We start from the raw sequence: 17,678 nt of genomic DNA, 5'->3' as shown, positions 1-17,678 counted from the left end.
ACCCCGTGGGGCCGGGGAGCGCCGTGACGGCGCCGTCACGGCGTGCTGGCGATTTCCGCGCCTCGCAGCCTGGCCTCCTGCCTCGGTCCGCCGAGCTGCCCAGGCATCGCGGCCTTCTGCCGGTCGAGGAACGGCGGTGAAACGGCCGGTGCGTCGGACCGCATCACTGTGGAAATGGCGATGGAGCACCTGCCGACCCACCAGTGGTCCGGAGCGCACGCGGGGTGTCTCAACGGGGTGCCGGCCGGGGGCTTCGGCGTTGAGCTCCACTTGATGCAGGTCGGAAGTTCCCTCGGCATCAAGGATCACCCTGATGTGCAAGTGGCTTGAATACAGGGTTCGTTGGGGGTGAGCCCTGGTAGCGGGAAGAGTCCGCTGGCACGAGCATCGACGCATGACGACGAGGCGGATGGCGACGGAGCGACAGGCCGGTACGGCCGGTACGGATGGGGTGGCCGGGGCGACGTTGGGAACGGCACTCCTCGTGGGGCCCGCCCTGATGGCCGGGTACGGGGTGGTGCGGCTGGTCGGGCGGGGTGTGGGGGACTACGGGCCCGGGGTGTGGTGGTCGGTGGCGCATCTGCTGTTCCTGGCCGGGGTGCTTGCCTTCGTGCCGGTGTTCCTGGGGCTGCGGGGGCTCGCCGGGGAGCGTGGCGGTGGCAGGACGGCTGCCGCGGTGGCCGCCTGGACCGGGCTGCTCGGTGCGGCGGCGGTGCTGGTACAGGCGGTGATCGATCTGGCGGCCGGGTTCGCCGCGGCGGACAAGCAGGCCATGAGCGAGATGTTCGACCGGGTGCAGGGCGTGCCCGGGGTGATGCCGTTGGTCTACACGGTGGTGCCGATGCTGTTCTGGCTCGGGCTGCTGGCCCTGGTCACCCTGCTCGCCTTCCTCCGCCGTGACCTGGTCCGGGCCTGGGCGCCTGTACTGGTGCTGGCGGGGACGGTGGTGATGGCGGTGAACCTGGATCTGCTGCCGGTCGGAGCCCTGTGCCTCGGGGCGGCTCTGCTGCCGGTGCGCCGGGGGCTGCCGGGCTGATGGTGCGCGGGGGGCTGCCTGGCTGACGGAGCACGAGGACCCCCGCCGCGAACCGGTCGCGGAGGGGGCCTCGGTGTGCGGGCGGCAGGAGCGGTGGGTCAGCGGATCAGCGGATCAGCGGGTCAGACGCAGTTGACCCACTTGTTGGACTTGATGAAGTGGGTGCTGGACCCGGTCAGCTTGGCGCCCCGCTTGATGACGCCGCTGCTGCCCTTGTAGTTCTTCTCCGAGTACCACTTGAAGTCACAGTTCTTGCCGTGCTGGTACCGGGACTTGAAGCCCTGGAAGACGGAGAACCCGGTCAGGTCCGCGTTGTTCCCCTCGACCTTCTGCATCCTGCCGGTGTAGTTCTCCCCGGACCAGACGCAGTACCAGCCCGACGGGCAGTCCGACGCCGCGGTCGGCGCGGCCTCCGCCGCGCCGGCAGCGCCCGCGCCCCCGGCCAGCAGGCCACCTGTCAGTGCGATGCCGCCGGCGACCGCCGCCAACTTCCTGGTCATGCGCATGTGTTGCCCCCTTCGTCCGGGCCGCGCCCTCGCCCCGGCATTCCCCCCGGGCGGGCAGCCCGTCGTCGTGCGACCACGATGGCGCAGCCGTACGCGGCTGCGACAGGACATTCGACGCTGCTCCAAAGAGGCAGCTCAGCGGGTGGCCGCAGGCTCAGCGGGGCGGTCGCAGCAACGCCGCTCCGGCCGGGGTCACCGTGTGCAGGACCGTGTTCGCGTACCGCCTGCTGCTGATCAGCCCCGCGTCGCGCAGTACGGAGGCGTGGTGGGTGGCGGTGGCCGGGGAGACGCCCAGGGCGCGGGCCAGCTCCGAGGTGGTGGCGCCGAGGGCGACGGTGCGCAGGGCGGCGGCGCGGGTCCGGCCGAGCAGCGCGCCGAGCGAGACGTCGCGGGGGAGTTCGGAGCCGGGGGCCCTGGTGCGGTGCAGCGGGTACAGCAGGACCGGCCCGAGCTCCGGATCGGCGAAGGTGACCGCCCGGTGCCAGCAGAAGTACGAGGGGACCAGACGCAGTCCGCGCCCGTTCAGGTACACGTCGCGGTCGTCCGCGTAGTCGACCTCCAGCACCGGGGGCCGCCAGTGCATGCCCGGCTTCAGACCGGACAGCAGGCCGTTCAGACCGTCGTTCAGGACGGCCCGGCCCAGGACCGCCCGCTCGCCGTCGATCCTCGCCCGGATCCGGTCGTGGTGCGGGGCGATCACCGCCGCGTGGTACGCGCGCAGGGTGCTCACCAGCTCCTCCCGCGGCTGCCGTTCCGTCAGCCGGGCCGCCCAGGCGGGAGCCCCGACGATCCGGTCCAGGGTCTCCACCTCCAGCCGGACCCGGTCCGGCGGTGTGTCGAGGATCGCCGCGCAGCCGGCGTCCAGTCCCTCCTCGGCCTCCGGCGGAGTGAGAAAATCCGGGAAGTAGCTTGCCCGGGGCAGGACTTGGAGCAGGCTCTTGCGGACGGCGGTGCCGAGCGGTGTACCGATCAGTTTCAGCCGGGCGGCACGGTGCCACTCGGCGAAGGCCCAGCGGCCCCGAGTGCTCTGGAGCCGGTGGAGGCTGAAGGCGGTCTCCCACAGCGGATCGGGTGTCCTCGCGATCCGGATGCGGGCCAGGTCTTCGGTGGTGAAGTGAATACGCAGCATTCTGGCGTCCCCCGAGATGCGGGCCGGGTCCTCTCCCCCCTGGCGAGGCGGCCGCACAAAAAAGATCCCCACCACCCCTCGCCGAGTCAAAGGAGGGTAAAGGCGATGAGTGCCGGGCGAGTCCTGGAGTGGCTGAATCCTGACTGTTCCGACATGTCCCTGTGGTCGCGGGGCGGCGGCTTCGTCCCAGGTGGGGCGCCGCCCGCCCGGTCGACTGCGAGGCGGGGTGGCGGGGGAAGGGTGGTTTTCCGCCGATCTCGCCGGTGCTGTTCCGGCCGGTGTGTCGTCCCGGGTGCCACCCCGCATCCCGTCCGGGTGGGCGCCCGGAAGCGCCCGCATCCCGTCCGGGTGGGCGCCCGGAAGCGCCCGCATCCCGTCCGGGCATACGCCCCGAAACGGCGGCGGAGTTTACCCATCCCCCTGACGGGCCACTCGCCGTCACACCATCTTTTGTTCGTCTATGTGGCTGAACTTTTCTTGTTTCATGGTCAGTTGAAGGGGGAAGGGCCTTACCCTTCACCAGGTGAACCAGTTGATGTCCCGCGAGTCCGACGCCGAGCCGACGCCCCACGACGAACCGCTCCCCGGCACCCTGCCCGAGGCCCTGCGTGCCGAGCTGATCGCGTTCCGGCGCGACCTGCACATGCACCCCGAGCTGGGCAACCAGGAGTTCCGTACCACCGCGGCCATCAAGGCCCGGCTGGAGAAGGCCGGTCTCGAACCCCGGGTGCTCGCCACCGGAACCGGGCTCATCTGCGACGTGGGCACGCGCGACGACTCCAGTCGGCCCATGCTCGCCCTGCGCGCGGACATCGACGCCCTGCCCATCCCGGACACCAAGGCCGGCGTCCCGTACCGCTCCACCGTCCCCGACCGGGCGCACGCCTGCGGGCACGACATCCACACCGCCTCGGTGCTCGGCGCCGGGCTGGTGCTCGCCGGGCTCGACCGGCAGGGGCTGCTCCCGAACCCCGTCCGGCTGATCTTCCAGCCGGCCGAGGAGGTGCTGCCCGGCGGGGCGCCCGACACGATCCTGTCCGGGGCGCTGGAGGGCGTCGGGCGGATCATCGGGGTGCACTGCGACCCGAAGGTGGACGTGGGGCGGATCGGACTGCGGGTCGGGGCGATCACCTCGGCCTGCGACCGGCTGGAGGTCAGCCTGGACGGCCCTGGCGGCCACACCGCACGCCCGCACCTGACCACCGACCTGGTCACCGCCGCCGCCAAGGTCGCCACCGACGTGCCCGCGCTGCTGGCCCGCCGGGTCGACGCCCGTTCCGGCCTCGCCGTCACCTGGGGGCGGCTGGAGTCCGGGCACGCCTGCAATGTGATCCCGCAGCACGCCGAGCTGTCGGGCACCGTCCGCTGTCTGGATCTGGCCGCCTGGCGGGACGCCCCCGACCTGGTGCACGCCGCGATCGACGAGGTGGCCGGGCTGTACGGAGCCAAGACGGTGATCGACTACGTACGGGGCGTCCCGCCGGTCGTCAACGACGCCGCGGTGATCGATCTGCTCGCCACGGCGATGACCGCGCGCCGCGGTTCGTATGCGATCGAGGACACCGAACAGAGCCTGGGCGGCGAGGACTTCTCCTGGTACCTGGAACACGTCCCCGGCGCCATGGCGCGGCTCGGGGTCCGTACGCCGGGCGACACCGCCCGGCTCGACCTGCATCGGGGTGATTTCGACGCCGACGAGGAGGCGATCGCGGTCGCCGTGGAGCTGTTCACTGCCTCCGCGTTGCTCGACCGCAACCATCCGTGACCGGACACGTCACCTCTGGTTCGCGACGATCCGATAACGGCTTCCGTACAGGGCTTTATCTGACATCTACGCGCGTTACGATCGCCGCGAAACCAGCGCCGGAAGAGGCGCTTCGGTCAGGTTTGAAGGAGCCTTCCCTTGCGCCGGGTATCCAAGATCACCGCTGCGTGTACCGTCACTGCGGCCCTCGCGTTCACCGCCACCGCGTGTGGTGAGTCGTCCACCGAGAGCTCCGGCTCCGACAAGGGCAAGATGAAGATCGGCATGGCCTACGACGTGGGCGGCCGTGGCGACAACTCGTTCAACGACTCCGCCGCGCGTGGTCTGGACAAGGCCAAGTCCGAGTTCGGTGCCGAGACCAAGGAGCTCACCGCCAAGACCGGTGAGACCCCCGCCGACCGTGAGCAGCGCCTGGAGTCGCTCGCCGAGGGTGGCTACAACCCGGTCGTCGCGGTCGGTTTCGCGTACAAGGACGCGGTCGACAAGATCGCCGCCAAGTACCCGAAGGTGAACTTCGGCCTGGTCGACTCGGTCGCCACCGCGAAGAACGTCGACAGCATCGTCTTCACCGAGGAGCAGGGCTCCTACCTCGCCGGTGTCGCCGCCGCGCTGAAGTCGAAGGACGGCCAGGTCGGCTTCATCGGCGGTGTGGACCTCCCGCTGATCAAGAAGTTCGCCGCGGGCTTCCAGCAGGGCGTCATGGAGACGAACCCGAAGGCCAAGGTGCAGATCCAGTACCTGTCCACCGGTTCGGACCTGTCCGGCTTCGGCAGCCCCGACAAGGGCTCGTACGCCGCCAAGGGCATGCTCGACAAGGGCGCCGACGTCATCTTCGCCGCCGCCGGCGGTTCGGGTGCCGGTTCGATCGAGGCCGTCGCGGGCAAGAAGGGCGCCTGGTCCATCGGCGTCGACTCCGACCAGGCCCTCGACCCGTCGCTGTCGAAGTACAAGGACACGATCATGACCTCGGTCGTGAAGAACGTCGACGGCGGTGTCTACGACCTGGTCAAGTCCGTCAAGGACGGCAAGGCGCTGACCGGTACGCAGACGTACACCCTGGCCAAGGACGGCGTCAGCCTGACCACCACGGGTGACCACATCAAGGACATCCAGGCCAAGCTCGACGAGGCGAAGAAGAAGATCGCCGACGGCACCATCAAGGTCAAGACCACGACCTGATCCACCGTCGATCGGGGCCCGGGTGAGCCGCTTCGGCTTCACTCGGGCCCCGATTTCACGTACCGGGCCGGCCGACGTGCCGTAGCCGTACGCACACGGTCAGCCACCTGTCATCAGGTGGCCAACGATTCGGTGGCGCTACGCGCGTAGCGTCCGCCGGGCGCGATACCTTTCACGCTCCCACCGCCTCCGCCCTCCGCTCCTGCCAAGGAGAGTGCGCCATCAACGCGTCCAGCAGTCCCCATGCCGTGGAGCTCCGCGGCATCACCAAGCGGTTCCCCGGGGTCGTGGCCAACCACGACATCGACATCACCGTGCGCCGCGGCACCGTCCACGCCCTCGTCGGCGAGAACGGCGCCGGCAAGTCCACTCTGATGAAGATCCTTTACGGCATGCAGAAGCCGGACGAGGGCACCATCGCGGTGGACGGCGAGCAGGTCTCGTTCCACAACCCCGGTGACGCCATCGCGCGCGGTATCGGCATGGTGCACCAGCACTTCATGCTCGCCGACTACCTCACCGTCCTGGAGAACGTCGTCCTCGGCTCCGAGAAGCTGTACGGCATCGGCGACCGGGCCCGCGCGAAGATCAAGGAGATCTCCGACTCGTACGGTCTCGGGGTCCGCCCGGACGCCATGGTCGAGGACCTCGGCGTCGCCGACCGGCAGCGCGTGGAGATCCTCAAGGTCCTCTACCGCGGCGCCCGCACCCTGATCCTCGACGAGCCGACCGCCGTCCTGGTGCCGCAGGAGGTCGACGCGCTCTTCGACAACCTGCGCGAGCTCAAGGCCGAGGGCCTGACCGTCATCTTCATCTCGCACAAGCTGGGCGAGGTCCTGTCGGTCGCCGACGAGATCACCGTCATCCGGCGCGGTACGACGGTGGGCACCGCCGACCCGGAGCACACCACCACCAAGCAGCTCGCCGAGCTGATGGTCGGCAGCGAGCTCCCGTCGCCGGAGACCCGCGAGTCGACCGTCACCGACGTACCGATGCTGACCGTCGACGGGCTGCGGCTGAGCGCCACCGACCCGGACGGCGTGGTGCGTTCGGTCCTCGACGGCATCGGCTTCACCATCCACAAGGGCGAGGTCCTCGGTATCGCGGGTGTCGAGGGCAACGGCCAGTCCGAACTGGTCGACGCCATCATGGGCATGCGCCAGCTCGACGCCGGGGTGCTCACCCTGGACGGCGCCGACATCTCCCGCACGCCGACCCGCAAGCGCCGTGAGGACGGCATGGGGGTCATCCCCGAGGACCGCCACCGGCACGGGCTGCTGCTGGAGGCCCCGCTCTGGGAGAACCGCATCCTCGGCCACGTCACCGAACGCCCCAACAGCAAGGGCGCGTTCCTCGACCTCAAGGGCGCGCGCACCGACACCGAGCGGATCGTGCGCGAGTACGACGTGCGCACCCCCGGCATCGACGTCACCGCCGCCTCGCTCTCCGGCGGCAACCAGCAGAAGCTGATCGTCGGCCGCGAGATGAGCCACGACCCGAAGCTGCTGATCGCCGCGCACCCGACCCGGGGCGTGGACGTCGGCGCGCAGGCGCAGATCTGGGACCAGATCCGCGAGGCGCGCCGCGAGGGTCTCGCGGTGCTGCTGATCTCCGCCGACCTGGACGAGCTGATCGGGCTCTCCGACACCCTGCGCGTCATGTACCGCGGCCGGCTGGTCGCGGACGCCGACCCGGCGACCATCACCCCGGAGGAGCTCGGCTCGGCGATGACGGGCGCGGCCTCCGGCCACCTGGAAGCCCCGGACGACTCGGGTGCCGAAGGCACCGCGAGTGCCGGCAGCACCGACACCGACCCCCGGAACGGGGGAGAGGACCGATGAAGAAGATCGACAAGGAGCGGCTGCTCCTGGGGATCGCGGCCCCCGTACTCGCGATCGTGGTCGCCTTCCTGGTGACCGCACTCGTGCTGGCCGCCACCGGCAAGGAGCCGTTCAGCGCCTTCGGCATCATGTTCGACTACGGGATGAAGTCGGACAGCCAGGTCTACATCCTCAACAAGGCGACGACGTACTACCTCGCGGGTCTCGCGGTGGCCGTCGGCTTCCGGATGAACCTCTTCAACATCGGCGTCGACGGCCAGTACCGCCTCGCCGCCTTCTTCGCCGCCGCGGTCGGCGGCGCGCTGACGCTGCCCGGCGCCCTGCAGATCCCGCTGATCATCCTCACCGCGATGATCGTCGGCGCGATGTGGGCCGGCATCGCCGGTGTCCTCAAGGTCACCCGCGGCGTCAGCGAGGTCGTCTCGACGATCATGCTGAACGCCATCGCGACCGCGATCATCGGCTATCTGCTCCAGCAGGGACGGCTCGGCCACCTCGACGAGGCCGGCACGAAGATCTCCACCAAGCCGATCCCGGAGTCCTCGCACTTCTTCGAGTTCCCGACCACCCCGTCGCCCGTCTGGGGCTTCATCGTGGTCGCGATCGTCGCGGGCGTCGCCTACTGGTTCACGCTCTCGCGCACCCGCTTCGGCTTCGACCTGCGCACCGTCGGACAGTCCGGCTCCGCGGCCGAGGCCAGCGGCGTCGACGTCAAGAAGATGGTCATCACCTCGATGCTCATCTCCGGCGCCGTGGCCGGTCTGATCGGCATGCCGACCCTCCTCAACGACAGCTACGAGTACAGCGGCGACTTCCCGGTCGGCATCGGTTTCACCGGCATCGCCATCGCCCTCCTCGGCCGCAACCACCCCGTCGGCATCGCGCTCGGCGCCCTGCTCTGGGGCTTCCTGGAGCGAGGCACCGGCAAGCTCGAATTCGAGGGCTACGACAAGGAGATCGTCGGCGTGATCCAGGGCGTCATCGTCCTGTGCGTCGTCATCGCCTACGAAGTCGTCCGCCGCTACGGACTCAAGCGCCAGCAGAGCAAGGTCGGCGCGGAACTCGCCGCACAGGCCGCCGCCCGTAACAACGACCAGCAGGAGGTGTCGGCGTGAGCGCCACGGCGACTTCCACCCCGCCCCCCGCGGCCCCCGAGGTCGCCGGCGGCAAGGGCGGCCGCACCCGCCTCTCCTTCCCCGTCGTCCTGCTGATCATCGCGGGCGTGCTGCTCGCGCTGTCCGCCGTGCGTGCCATCACCGGCGCCCAGGACGTCACCTCCGCCGGCCAGATCAGCGCGGCCCTCGCGATGGCCGTGCCGATCGGCCTCGCCGGTCTCGGCGGCCTCTGGGCCGAGCGGGCCGGTGTGGTCAACATCGGCCTCGAAGGCATGATGATCCTGGGCACCTTCTTCGGCGCCTGGGCCGGCTGGCAGACCAACCCGTGGCTCGGCGTACTGGCCGGGGTCGTCGGCGGCATGCTCGGCGGGCTGCTGCACGCGGTCGCGACCGTCACCTTCGGCGTCGACCACATCATCTCCGGCATCGCCATCAACATCCTGGCGCTCGGCTTCACCACCTACTTCGCCAAGCTCTGGTTCAACTCGGGCGAGGCGGCGGCCAAGGGCGGCAGCCCGAAGCAGTCCCCGCCGGCCGACGACATCACCACGGTGACGATCCCGGGCCTCTCCGACTGGCTGCACTCCATCGAGAAGCACCACTGGTTCTTCGTCTCCGACCTGGCCGGCGTCCTCGGCGGCCTGGTCACCAACGTGTCGCTGCTGACGATCCTGGCCATCGTCCTGTTCGTCCTCACGTTCTTCGTGCTCTGGAAGACCTCGTTCGGGCTGCGGCTGCGCTCCTGCGGCGAGAACCCGGTCGCCGCCGAATCGCTCGGCGTGAACGTCTACACGTACAAGTACATCGCGGTGATCGTCTCCGGCGGCATGGCCGGCCTCGGCGGCGCCTTCCTCTCGCTGGTCACCTCGCACATCTACAACGAGGGCCAGACCGGCGGCCGCGGTTACATCGGTCTCGCCGCGATGATCTTCGGCAACTGGCGGCCCGGCGGGCTCGCCATGGGCGCCGGACTGTTCGGCTTCGCCGACGCGCTCCAGCTGCGCAACGGCGGCGAGTCGGTCCACGCGCTGCTCCTGCTGCTCGTGGTCGTGCTGGCCGTGCTCGCGGCCTGGAAGCTCTACCGCAAGAGCTTCGTCCAGGGCGGGATCAGCGCGGTCATCGCCGCGGCGGTGCTGGTCTGGTACCTCGGTACGGACACCGTGCCCACCGAGTTCGTGAGCGCCACCCCGTACATCGTCACGCTGCTCGTCCTCTCGCTCTCCGCCCAGCGGCTGCGGATGCCCAAGGCGGACGGCATGCGCTACCGGAAGGGCCAGGGCAAGTGACGGCCGCCGCGGAGGTCGACTGGGCGGCGCTGCGGAGCGCCGCACGGTCCATGATGACCCGCGCGTATGTTCCGTACTCGCACTATCCGGTCGGCGCCGCGGCGCTGGTGGACGACGGCCGTACGGTCTCCGGCTGCAACGTCGAGAACGCCTCGTACGGCATCGGGCTGTGCGCCGAGTGCGGCCTGGTCTCCCAGCTCCACGCCACCGGCGGCGGCCGGCTGACCCACTTCACCTGCGTGGACGGGGCGGGCGAGATCCTGGTGCCGTGCGGCAGGTGCCGGCAGCTGCTGTACGAGTTCGGCGGCCCCGAGCTCGTCCTGGAGACGCCGGACGGGCTGCGCACGCTCGACGAGATGCTGCCGCAGGCATTCGGCCCGAACCATCTGAAGTAGAACTCCGGTGGCCCTCCCGCACGTCGGGAGGGCCACCCCCGTTTCCACCCTCTATGCGCGTAGAGTCATTCGGGACTCCTGCGTACGCACCGGCCGGAAGGAATTCCAGGACATGGACGCCATCTCCGTCATCCGCACCAAGCGGGACCGAGGCGAGCTGACCCCCGAGCAGATCGACTGGGTCATCGACGCGTACACCCGCGGCGAGGTCGCCGACGAGCAGATGTCCGCGCTGGCCATGGCGATCCTGCTGAACGGCATGAACCGCACGGAGATCGCCCGCTGGACCGCCGCGATGATCGCCTCCGGCGAGCGGATGGACTTCGCGTCGCTCTCCCGCCCCACCACCGACAAGCACTCCACCGGCGGCGTCGGCGACAAGATCACCCTGCCGCTCGCCCCGCTGGTCGCCGCCTGCGGCGCCGCCGTGCCGCAGCTCAGCGGCCGGGGCCTCGGCCACACCGGCGGCACCCTCGACAAGCTGGAGTCCATCCCCGGCTGGCGGGCACACATCTCCAACGAGGAGATGCTCAGCGTCCTGGACACCACCGGCGCCGTGATCTGTGCCGCCGGTGACGGGCTCGCCCCCGCCGACAAGAAGCTGTACGCGCTGCGCGACGTCACCGGCACCGTCGAGGCGATCCCGCTGATCGCCAGCTCCATCATGTCCAAGAAGATCGCCGAGGGCACCGGCGCGCTCGTCCTGGACGTCAAGGTCGGCTCCGGCGCCTTCATGAAGACCATCGAGGACGCCCGCGAGCTGGCCTCCACCATGGTCGCGCTGGGCACCGACAGCGGAGTGCGCACGGTCGCCCTGCTCACCGACATGGCCACCCCGCTCGGCCTCACCGCGGGCAACGCCCTGGAGGTCCGTGAATCGGTCGAGGTGCTGGCCGGCGGCGGCCCCAGGGACGTCGTCGACCTCACCCTCGCCCTGGCCCGCGAGATGCTGGACGCGGCCGGTCTCAAGGACGCCGACCCGGAGAAGGCCCTCGCCGACGGCTCCGCGATGGACGTCTGGCGCCGGATGATCTCCGCCCAGGGCGGCGACGTGGACGCCCCGCTCCCGGTCGCCCGCGAACAGCACGTGGTCACGGCCCCCTCCAGCGGCGTACTGACCCGCCTGGACGCCTACGACATCGGCGTCGCCGCCTGGCGCCTCGGCGCGGGCCGGGCCCGCAAGGAGGACCCGGTCCAGGCCGGCGCGGGCGTCGAACTGCACGCCAAGCCGGGCGACACGGTCACGGCCGGCCAGCCCCTACTGACGCTGCACACCGACACCCCCGAGAAGTTCGACTACGCCCTGAAGGCCCTGCCCGACGCCTACGACATCGCCCCGGCGGGCACGTCGTTCACCGCCACCCCCGTGGTGCGGGAACGTATCGCCTGACCTGCGGTTTTCTCGTACGGGTGAACGGGACCGGCGGACCGCCGCCGGTCCCGTTCGGCATGCTGGACTCGGTGACGCACCGAGGTGACGCACCGATACGAGGAGACCGCCATGAGCGCACTCACCGTCGACCCCGCCCCCGGCCACGGCCAGGAGTGGGACGACCTCGTCCGGATCTGGGAGGAGACGGACGCGCCCGAGGGCTGCAAGGTGGAGATCATCGAGGGGATCGGCACCGTGGAGCCACCGCCGTCCAAGGACCACAACACCACTGCCGCGCTGTTGCAGCGCAGGCTCTACACCGTGATCCCGGAGGACTGGGGGATCTACCGGACCCTCGGCGTCTCCGTACCGGGGCGGGCCGGGCTCTACATCCCCGATCTCGTCGTCGTGCCCCGTGCGGTGGCGACCGGACCGGGCAACCGCATCCCGGCCGAAGAGGCCCGGCTCGTCGTCGAGATCACCTCGCAGGCCAACGCCAACCACGACCGCATCGGCAAGGTGCACGGCTACGCGAAGGCCGGAGTCGAGCTGTTCCTGCTGCTCGACCCGTGGCACTCGGGCCGCCCCACCGCCACGCTCTACGGGGAATCCGACGGCGGCACCTACCGGGTGCTGGACACGGTCGAGTACGGGGAGAAGCTGACGCTGCCCGAGCCGTTCGGGCTGGTCCTGGACACCGGGGTGTTTCCGGTGAGTTGAGACGGGAGCGGCCCGCCGGGACGGAGGGAACCTCCCCGGCGGGCCGCTGTCACGCGGTCGGTGCGCCTACCGGCTCACCGACGTGCCGTTCACTTGCCGAAGTACGCGTTGTAGATCGACACCGACGACTTGTTGCCCTGCTTGTCCGTGACGTTCGCCCGGTAGGAGATGGACTTCCCCTTGGCCGGGTTCTTCACGGAGAGCTTGCCCGCCTTGACCGCGGACTTCTTCCAGGTCTTGCCGGCGTCGTAACTGACGTACACCGTCAGCGACTTGAGGTTCTTGCCGGCGGCGGCACCCTGCACGGTCACGGGCACGGAGGCGGTCCGGCCGGCCGTGACCCTGCTGTCGAGGGTGACGTTGGGCGTGAACCGCACCGTGGAGACCGGGAGCATGGCCGGGGCGGTGGTGTGCTTGGAGCGGAAGGTCCAGCTCGCGTCGATCCGGGTGGAGACCGGGGAGAGCTTGGTGCTGCGCCGCACCGAGGTCGTCAGCCGGTAGTCGGCGGCGCCGGACGGCACGGCCATCGGGACCGCGCCCGACAGCGGGTCCTCGTTCTGCACGAGCTTCTTGCCGTTGCGGTACAGGACGGTCTTGACCGAACTGTACGCGGAGTCACCGGTGTTGCCGCGTCCGTCGGCCACCAGCGGCAGCACGCCGACGATGTTGTCACCGTCGCGCAGGACACCGAGACGGGAGGTGACCGCGGGGCCGAACACCGCGGTGTTGACCTTCTTCGTGTAGGACTTGCCGGCCTTCAGGGACTGCGGGGCGATGGAGTACAGCGCCTCGGTCACCGGGTAGCCGTCCTCGTCGACCGGGCCGTCCTGGCTGAAGTCGAAGCTCCACCGCACCTTGTCGGCGGTGGAGACATAGGCGGTGACAGCGCCGGGGATCTTGTGCGGGGACCAGGCCGACCAGCCGCCGTCCGCGCCGGGCAGCATGCCCGACGGGGCGACCTCACCGGTCTTGCCCTTGGCGGGCGAGCCGAGGGAGAGGCTGACCTTGGCCAGCTGGCCGGTGGTGTACTTCCGCTCGTAGCCGGTGGCCGCCCCGGTCACCGGACCGCCGGTCGCGATGTCGTACCGGGTCGAGGTGCCCTTGATCCAGCTGCCGACCCAGTTCTGGGAGAGCGAGCCGTCGGTGACCTTCGGGCCGAAGTGCGCGGTGCGGAAGTTCTTGTACGAGTCGAGGAGCCAGCCGTACCCGTAGGGGTTGTCCTCGGAGGCGTACTGGAGCTCGGTCGTGGCCATCAGGGGTGTTGTGCCGGCGGCGGGCAGGGTGAACTTCACCGGCTTCGCCTTGCGCGCGTCCAGCGTCAGGCTGAGGTTCTTGTCGATGTCCAGCTTCGGCCGGGACAGCCAGTCGGTGCCCTTGGCGTAGTCCTCGGGGTCGACGGTGACGCCCGTGTTGAGCGTGTAACCGCCGGCGGGGACGCGGACCTTCGCCGTGCCGCCGGTGCTCGTCGGCGAGAGCCACTGGCCGACCGCCGAGCCCGTGAGCCCGTAGAGGTTGGAATCGACGAACTCGGCCGGCTTGCCGTCCCGTCCGATGGTCTTGACGGTGAGGTCGTACGACTCGATCTCGCGGTCGACCGCGGCCGCCGTGCGGACGCTCTGGCCGCCGCCGGTCCCGACGACGTACGCGGAGTAGATGCCGTCGGCCGTGCCACCGAGCCTGGTGTTCACGGTCAGCGGTACTTGCGCGGTGCCGCCCGCCGGGACGGTCACCTTGTCGGCCCCGAGGGTGAAGAAACCGGCCGGGGCGGGCTTGCCCTTCGGGCCGGTGGCCGTGACCGCGAGGTCGAGGGTGACATCGGTCGTGCCCAGGTTGCGGTACGTCACCTTCTTGGTGACCGGGGTGTCGTCGGTGTGCGGCCACTGCTGCAGCCCGAAGCCCACCGAGACCGGCTCGGCGACGACGGTCTGCGCGATCGCCCGGTCCACCGCGATCCGTCCCGTGCCCTGCTCGAACGGGGTGTACGCGCCCGGCTTGGTCGAGGCCGCCAGCGCCCCCTTGAGCTCGGCGTACTTCCACTCGGGGTGCTGCTGCTTGAGGAGCGCCGCGGCGCCCGCGACGTGCGGGGTCGCCATCGACGTACCGGAGATCGTCAGGTAGCCCGGCGGGTTCTGGCCGACCTCCTGGTCGATGGCGGAACCGGGGGCGGCCGCCGCCGTGATGTCCACGCCGGGGGCGGTGACATCGGGCTTGATCGCGCTGTCGCCGATGCGCGGGCCACGGCTGGAGAATTCGGCCAGCTCGTCCTTGTCGTCGACGGCGCCGACGGTCAGCGCGGCGTCCGCGCTGCCGGGGGAGCCGACGGTGCCGGAGCCGGGGCCCTCGTTGCCCGCCGCGATGGCGAACAGGACGCCCTTGTCGGCCGACAGCTTGTTGACCGCCGCTTCGAGCGGGTCCACCTCGGGGGTGTCGCTGCCGCCGAGGCTCAGGTTGACGATGTCGGCACCCTGCGCGACCGCCCACTCCATGCCGGCCAGGATGCCGGAGTCGTCGCCGAAACCGTCGTCGTCGAGCACCTTGCCTTCCAGCAGCTTGGCGTCCGGGGCCACGCCCTTGAACTTGCCGCCCGACTTGGCTCCGGTGCCGGCCGCGATCGACGAGACATGGGTGCCGTGACCGACCCGGTCCTTGACGTCGGGCGAGGCGGTGAAGTTCTTGCTGCCGAGGATCTGGCCCTTGAGGTCGGGGTGGGTGGCGTCCACACCGGTGTCCAGGACGGCGATCTTGACGCCCTTGCCGGTGTAGCCGGCCTTCCAGGCGGCCGGGGTACCGATCTGCGGGACGCTCTTGTCGAGGCTCGCCCGGCGCACGCCGTCCAGCCAGACCCGGTCGATCCCGGCGGCGGTGGTGCGCTGGGCGCTGTGCGCCGCCTTGCTGGTGAGCGCCTGCCAGATGTCCCGGGCGTCGCGCTGCGGGGTGATCACCGACTCGGCGTTCAGCGTCTTCAGGGTCCGGGCGACCCGGGTGGAACCGGCCTCGCGGACCTCGGCCTTCGCGGCGCCGGCCTGCGCGCCCCGGTAGGAGACGATCAGCTTCAGGCCCGACTTCTGGGCCCGGCGGTTCTCCGCACGGTTCAGCTCGGTGACGTCGAACAGCCGGCGGTCCAGCTTCCCCGAGTTGATCAGCCGGCTCGCGTCGGCGGGGACGAGCAGGGTGTGGCCGTCGTGTATCTGGCGCTGCACGGGTATGTGCTCGCGGCCCTCGGCGGCCCGGAAACCCGTCACCCGGCCCTTGGCGTCCATGGTGACCAGGTCACCGGTGATCAGCGTCAGCCGGTTCTGGGCCGGGGGCCACTGGGTCCTGGCCCCGGTGCCGGACGGCTGGGCGGTGTCGGGCTGTGCGACGGCCGGGGTGGTCATCCCGGCCGCGAGTGCCACGGCGGCTGCCGCGGCGACGGTCGAAACACACGCGTTTCTCACGTGTTTGCGCAACTCTCCCCCTGGAGAATCGGGCGGCCCTCGAAGGACCGCTGGTCAGTCGGTGCGGCGGGGACGCCGCACCGGCCGGTTCATGTACCTAGAGGGGGAATCGAATGACCGGGTTCACAGGAGCCGCACAAATAACGGGAGTTGACGCAAGGTCATCGGTCCGGGCCGTCCGGAACCGCACGGGGTGCCGGTGTCCTGCGGCCTCCGGGGGAAGCGCGGAACCGGGCAGCGATGAGTTTCGGCCGCCGGACCGGTCTCCCTGATGTGGAAGCCATGACCCCGATCGTTCTCGTCGTCACCGGCCGCGTCACCAGGGACGTGGTACCGGGACTCTGCGCCGAGCTGGAGACGCTGCTGTACGGCCCCGACGGCACCGCCCGTGACCCGGGCGCCGGGGTGGACTGCGACGTGGGCGGGGTCGTACGCGCGGACCTGGCCCTGGTCGAGGCGGTGGCGCGGCTGGGGCTCGTCGCACGCCGGGCGGGCGGCCGGAGACTGCGGCTGCGCAATGTGCCACCCGAGCTGCGGAGCCTGCTGGATCTGGTGGGGCTGGCCGATGTGGTGGACCTGGGGTACGGGACGGGGGAGGACGTAGAGGGCGGGGCCGGTACCGCGCCGGTGCCGGAACGGCGGCCGGGCCCGGCCCCGGGGTGACCGAAGGCGCAGACCGGGGGAAGCCCCCGAGCCTCACGGCCCGCTTCGCCCCGGCTCTCCACCGGGACCGGTGGGCCGGGCCGCCCCGGGCGCCGGACCGTCGGTGGCGGAGGGCTCGCCCATCCACTGGCTGAGCACCCAGCCACCGGCCGCCAGTACCACCCAGCCGGCCACCAGCCCGTTCCGTACGCCGCGCCTCACGTCCGGTCTCACACCGCCGATTCGTCCACCGTCGAATCGTCGTCGAGACGGTCCGGCAGGCCGAAGAGCGGGAACCAGCGCGGCGTGTCCAGGAAGCAGTGCATCCCGGTTATGACCCCGTCCGAGATGTCGATGACCTGCACCGCCCACGGCACGAACCCGGGCCCGTCCGGATTCGGCTTGTAGTGCGCGAACGCCGGGGTGCCGTTCGCCGACGTGGCCACCAGGCGGGAGCCCGCGCAGCCCGCGCCGATGGAGAGCATGAAGCCGGTGATGTCGTCGTGCCCCTGGAGCCAGAGGTCGAACGGCGGCATGGTCATCACGGCGTCCTCATGGAGCAGCGCGGTCAGCGCCGCCATGTCGTAGCCCTCGAAGGCCGCCACGTACCGCTCAAGAAGCTTGCGCTGCTCCTCGTCGAGCGGATTCGCGGCGTCGGCGGGCCTGCCCTCGTGCTCGGTGAGGGTGGCCCGGGCCCGCTGGAGGGCGCTGTTGACCGAGGCGACCGAGGTGTCGAGCAGCTCGGCGACCTCGCTCGCCTTCCAGGCCAGTACCTCGCGCAGGATCAGCACGGCGCGCTGCTTGGGCGGCAGATGCTGGAGCGCGGCGACGAACGCCAGGCGCACCGACTCCCGCGCCACGGCGGCCTCCGCCGGGTCGGCCACCGTCGGCAGGATGCGGCCGTCCGGCATCGGCTCCAGCCAGGTGTTCTCCGGCAGGGGGTTGAGCGCCGCCTGGGCGAGCGGGGTCGGGCCCGTCAGGTCGACCGGACGGGCCCGCTTGTTGCCCGCGTTCAGCATGTCCAGGCAGACGTTGGTGGCGATGCGGTACAACCAGGAACGCAGCGAGGAACGGCCCTCGAACTTGTCGAAGTTGCGCCAGGCACGCACCAGCGTGTCCTGTACCGCGTCCTCCGCCTCGAAGGCCGAGCCGAGCATCCGGTAGCAGTAACCGGTCAGCTCGACCCGGTGTCCCTCCAGACGGCTGTCGATGTCCGTCGTCGCTGTCAGATCACCCATCGCTCCACCCCTGTTGC

At 70.6% G+C, this 17,678-nt stretch carries 15 protein-coding genes; 10 read left to right on the top strand and 5 right to left on the bottom strand.

Annotated features, from left to right (window positions below):
• The first annotated feature begins 394 nt into the window (after positions 1-394).
• Complete coding sequence (locus ACGF8B_RS32815) at positions 395-1,036, top strand: hypothetical protein (RefSeq protein WP_392745738.1); 642 nt, start codon at positions 395-397, stop codon at positions 1,034-1,036.
• A 122-nt stretch (positions 1,037-1,158) separates the two neighbouring features.
• Here the strand turns inward: ACGF8B_RS32815 and ACGF8B_RS32810 are convergent, their stop codons facing one another.
• Together ACGF8B_RS32810 and ACGF8B_RS32805 are read right to left on the bottom strand one after the other, a co-directional pair.
• Positions 1,159-1,536, bottom strand: a complete 378-nt coding sequence (locus ACGF8B_RS32810; RefSeq protein ID WP_392745737.1) for a peptidase inhibitor family I36 protein — start codon at positions 1,534-1,536, stop codon at positions 1,159-1,161.
• 160 nt (positions 1,537-1,696) lie between these two features.
• Positions 1,697-2,671, bottom strand: a complete 975-nt coding sequence (locus tag ACGF8B_RS32805; protein WP_392745736.1) for an ArsR/SmtB family transcription factor — start codon at positions 2,669-2,671, stop codon at positions 1,697-1,699.
• A 535-nt stretch (positions 2,672-3,206) separates the two neighbouring features.
• Between ACGF8B_RS32805 and ACGF8B_RS32800 the strand changes: the two genes are divergently transcribed.
• The 8 genes from ACGF8B_RS32800 to ACGF8B_RS32765 all read left to right on the top strand — a co-directional run bounded on the left by ACGF8B_RS32800 (position 3,207) and on the right by ACGF8B_RS32765 (position 12,344).
• The gene (locus ACGF8B_RS32800) at positions 3,207-4,436 is read left to right on the top strand and encodes an amidohydrolase (RefSeq protein ID WP_392745935.1); all 1,230 of its coding nucleotides are present in this window, start codon (positions 3,207-3,209) and stop codon (positions 4,434-4,436) included.
• Positions 4,437-4,574: 138 nt separating this feature from the next.
• Positions 4,575-5,615, top strand: coding sequence for a BMP family protein (locus ACGF8B_RS32795; RefSeq protein ID WP_384761340.1), 1,041 nt, complete (start codon positions 4,575-4,577; stop codon positions 5,613-5,615).
• A gap of 248 nt (positions 5,616-5,863) precedes the next feature.
• A complete protein-coding gene (locus tag ACGF8B_RS32790) occupies positions 5,864-7,456 on the top strand; it encodes an ABC transporter ATP-binding protein (protein ID WP_392745735.1) in 1,593 nt (530 codons plus the stop codon).
• Positions 7,453-8,571: an ABC transporter permease gene (locus ACGF8B_RS32785; protein WP_392745734.1), complete on the top strand. Its 1,119-nt coding sequence runs from the start codon at positions 7,453-7,455 to the stop codon at positions 8,569-8,571. The genes ACGF8B_RS32790 and ACGF8B_RS32785 overlap by 4 nt, the downstream gene beginning before the upstream one ends.
• Positions 8,568-9,857 (top strand): ABC transporter permease, encoded by a 1,290-nt coding sequence (locus ACGF8B_RS32780; protein ID WP_392745733.1) that lies wholly within the window; start codon positions 8,568-8,570, stop codon positions 9,855-9,857. Before ACGF8B_RS32785 ends, ACGF8B_RS32780 begins: the two co-directional genes overlap by 4 nt.
• Positions 9,854-10,252, top strand: a complete 399-nt coding sequence (locus tag ACGF8B_RS32775; RefSeq protein WP_392745731.1) for a cytidine deaminase — start codon at positions 9,854-9,856, stop codon at positions 10,250-10,252. The genes ACGF8B_RS32780 and ACGF8B_RS32775 overlap by 4 nt, the downstream gene beginning before the upstream one ends.
• A 112-nt stretch (positions 10,253-10,364) precedes the next feature.
• Positions 10,365-11,642 (top strand): thymidine phosphorylase, encoded by a 1,278-nt coding sequence (locus tag ACGF8B_RS32770; protein WP_392745730.1) that lies wholly within the window; start codon positions 10,365-10,367, stop codon positions 11,640-11,642.
• A 111-nt stretch (positions 11,643-11,753) separates the two neighbouring features.
• On the top strand, positions 11,754-12,344 hold the full coding sequence (locus tag ACGF8B_RS32765; RefSeq protein ID WP_392745729.1) for a Uma2 family endonuclease: 591 nt from the start codon (positions 11,754-11,756) through the stop codon (positions 12,342-12,344).
• 89 nt (positions 12,345-12,433) lie between these two features.
• On the opposite strand, the gene ACGF8B_RS32760 is transcribed toward ACGF8B_RS32765, so the two are convergent.
• A complete protein-coding gene (locus ACGF8B_RS32760) occupies positions 12,434-15,721 on the bottom strand; it encodes a S8 family serine peptidase (protein ID WP_392745933.1) in 3,288 nt (1,095 codons plus the stop codon).
• A 300-nt stretch (positions 15,722-16,021) separates the two neighbouring features.
• Between ACGF8B_RS32760 and ACGF8B_RS32755 the strand changes: the two genes are divergently transcribed.
• Positions 16,022-16,444, top strand: a complete 423-nt coding sequence (locus tag ACGF8B_RS32755; protein ID WP_392745727.1) for an STAS domain-containing protein — start codon at positions 16,022-16,024, stop codon at positions 16,442-16,444.
• 33 nt (positions 16,445-16,477) lie between these two features.
• On the opposite strand, the gene ACGF8B_RS32750 is transcribed toward ACGF8B_RS32755, so the two are convergent.
• Positions 16,478-16,657 carry a hypothetical protein gene (locus ACGF8B_RS32750; protein WP_392745725.1) on the bottom strand — a complete coding sequence of 60 codons (180 nt, stop codon included), beginning with the start codon at positions 16,655-16,657 and terminating at the stop codon, positions 16,478-16,480.
• Positions 16,654-17,661, bottom strand: a complete 1,008-nt coding sequence (locus ACGF8B_RS32745) for a sigma-70 family RNA polymerase sigma factor (RefSeq protein ID WP_392745724.1) — start codon at positions 17,659-17,661, stop codon at positions 16,654-16,656. The genes ACGF8B_RS32750 and ACGF8B_RS32745 overlap by 4 nt, the downstream gene beginning before the upstream one ends.
• Positions 17,662-17,678 lie beyond the last annotated feature (17 nt).

This window comes from Streptomyces sp. NPDC047917, from assembly GCF_043204345.1.
Classification (GTDB): domain Bacteria; phylum Actinomycetota; class Actinomycetes; order Streptomycetales; family Streptomycetaceae; genus Streptomyces; species Streptomyces sanglieri.
This window is presented reverse-complemented; position numbering and strand designations above follow the sequence as displayed.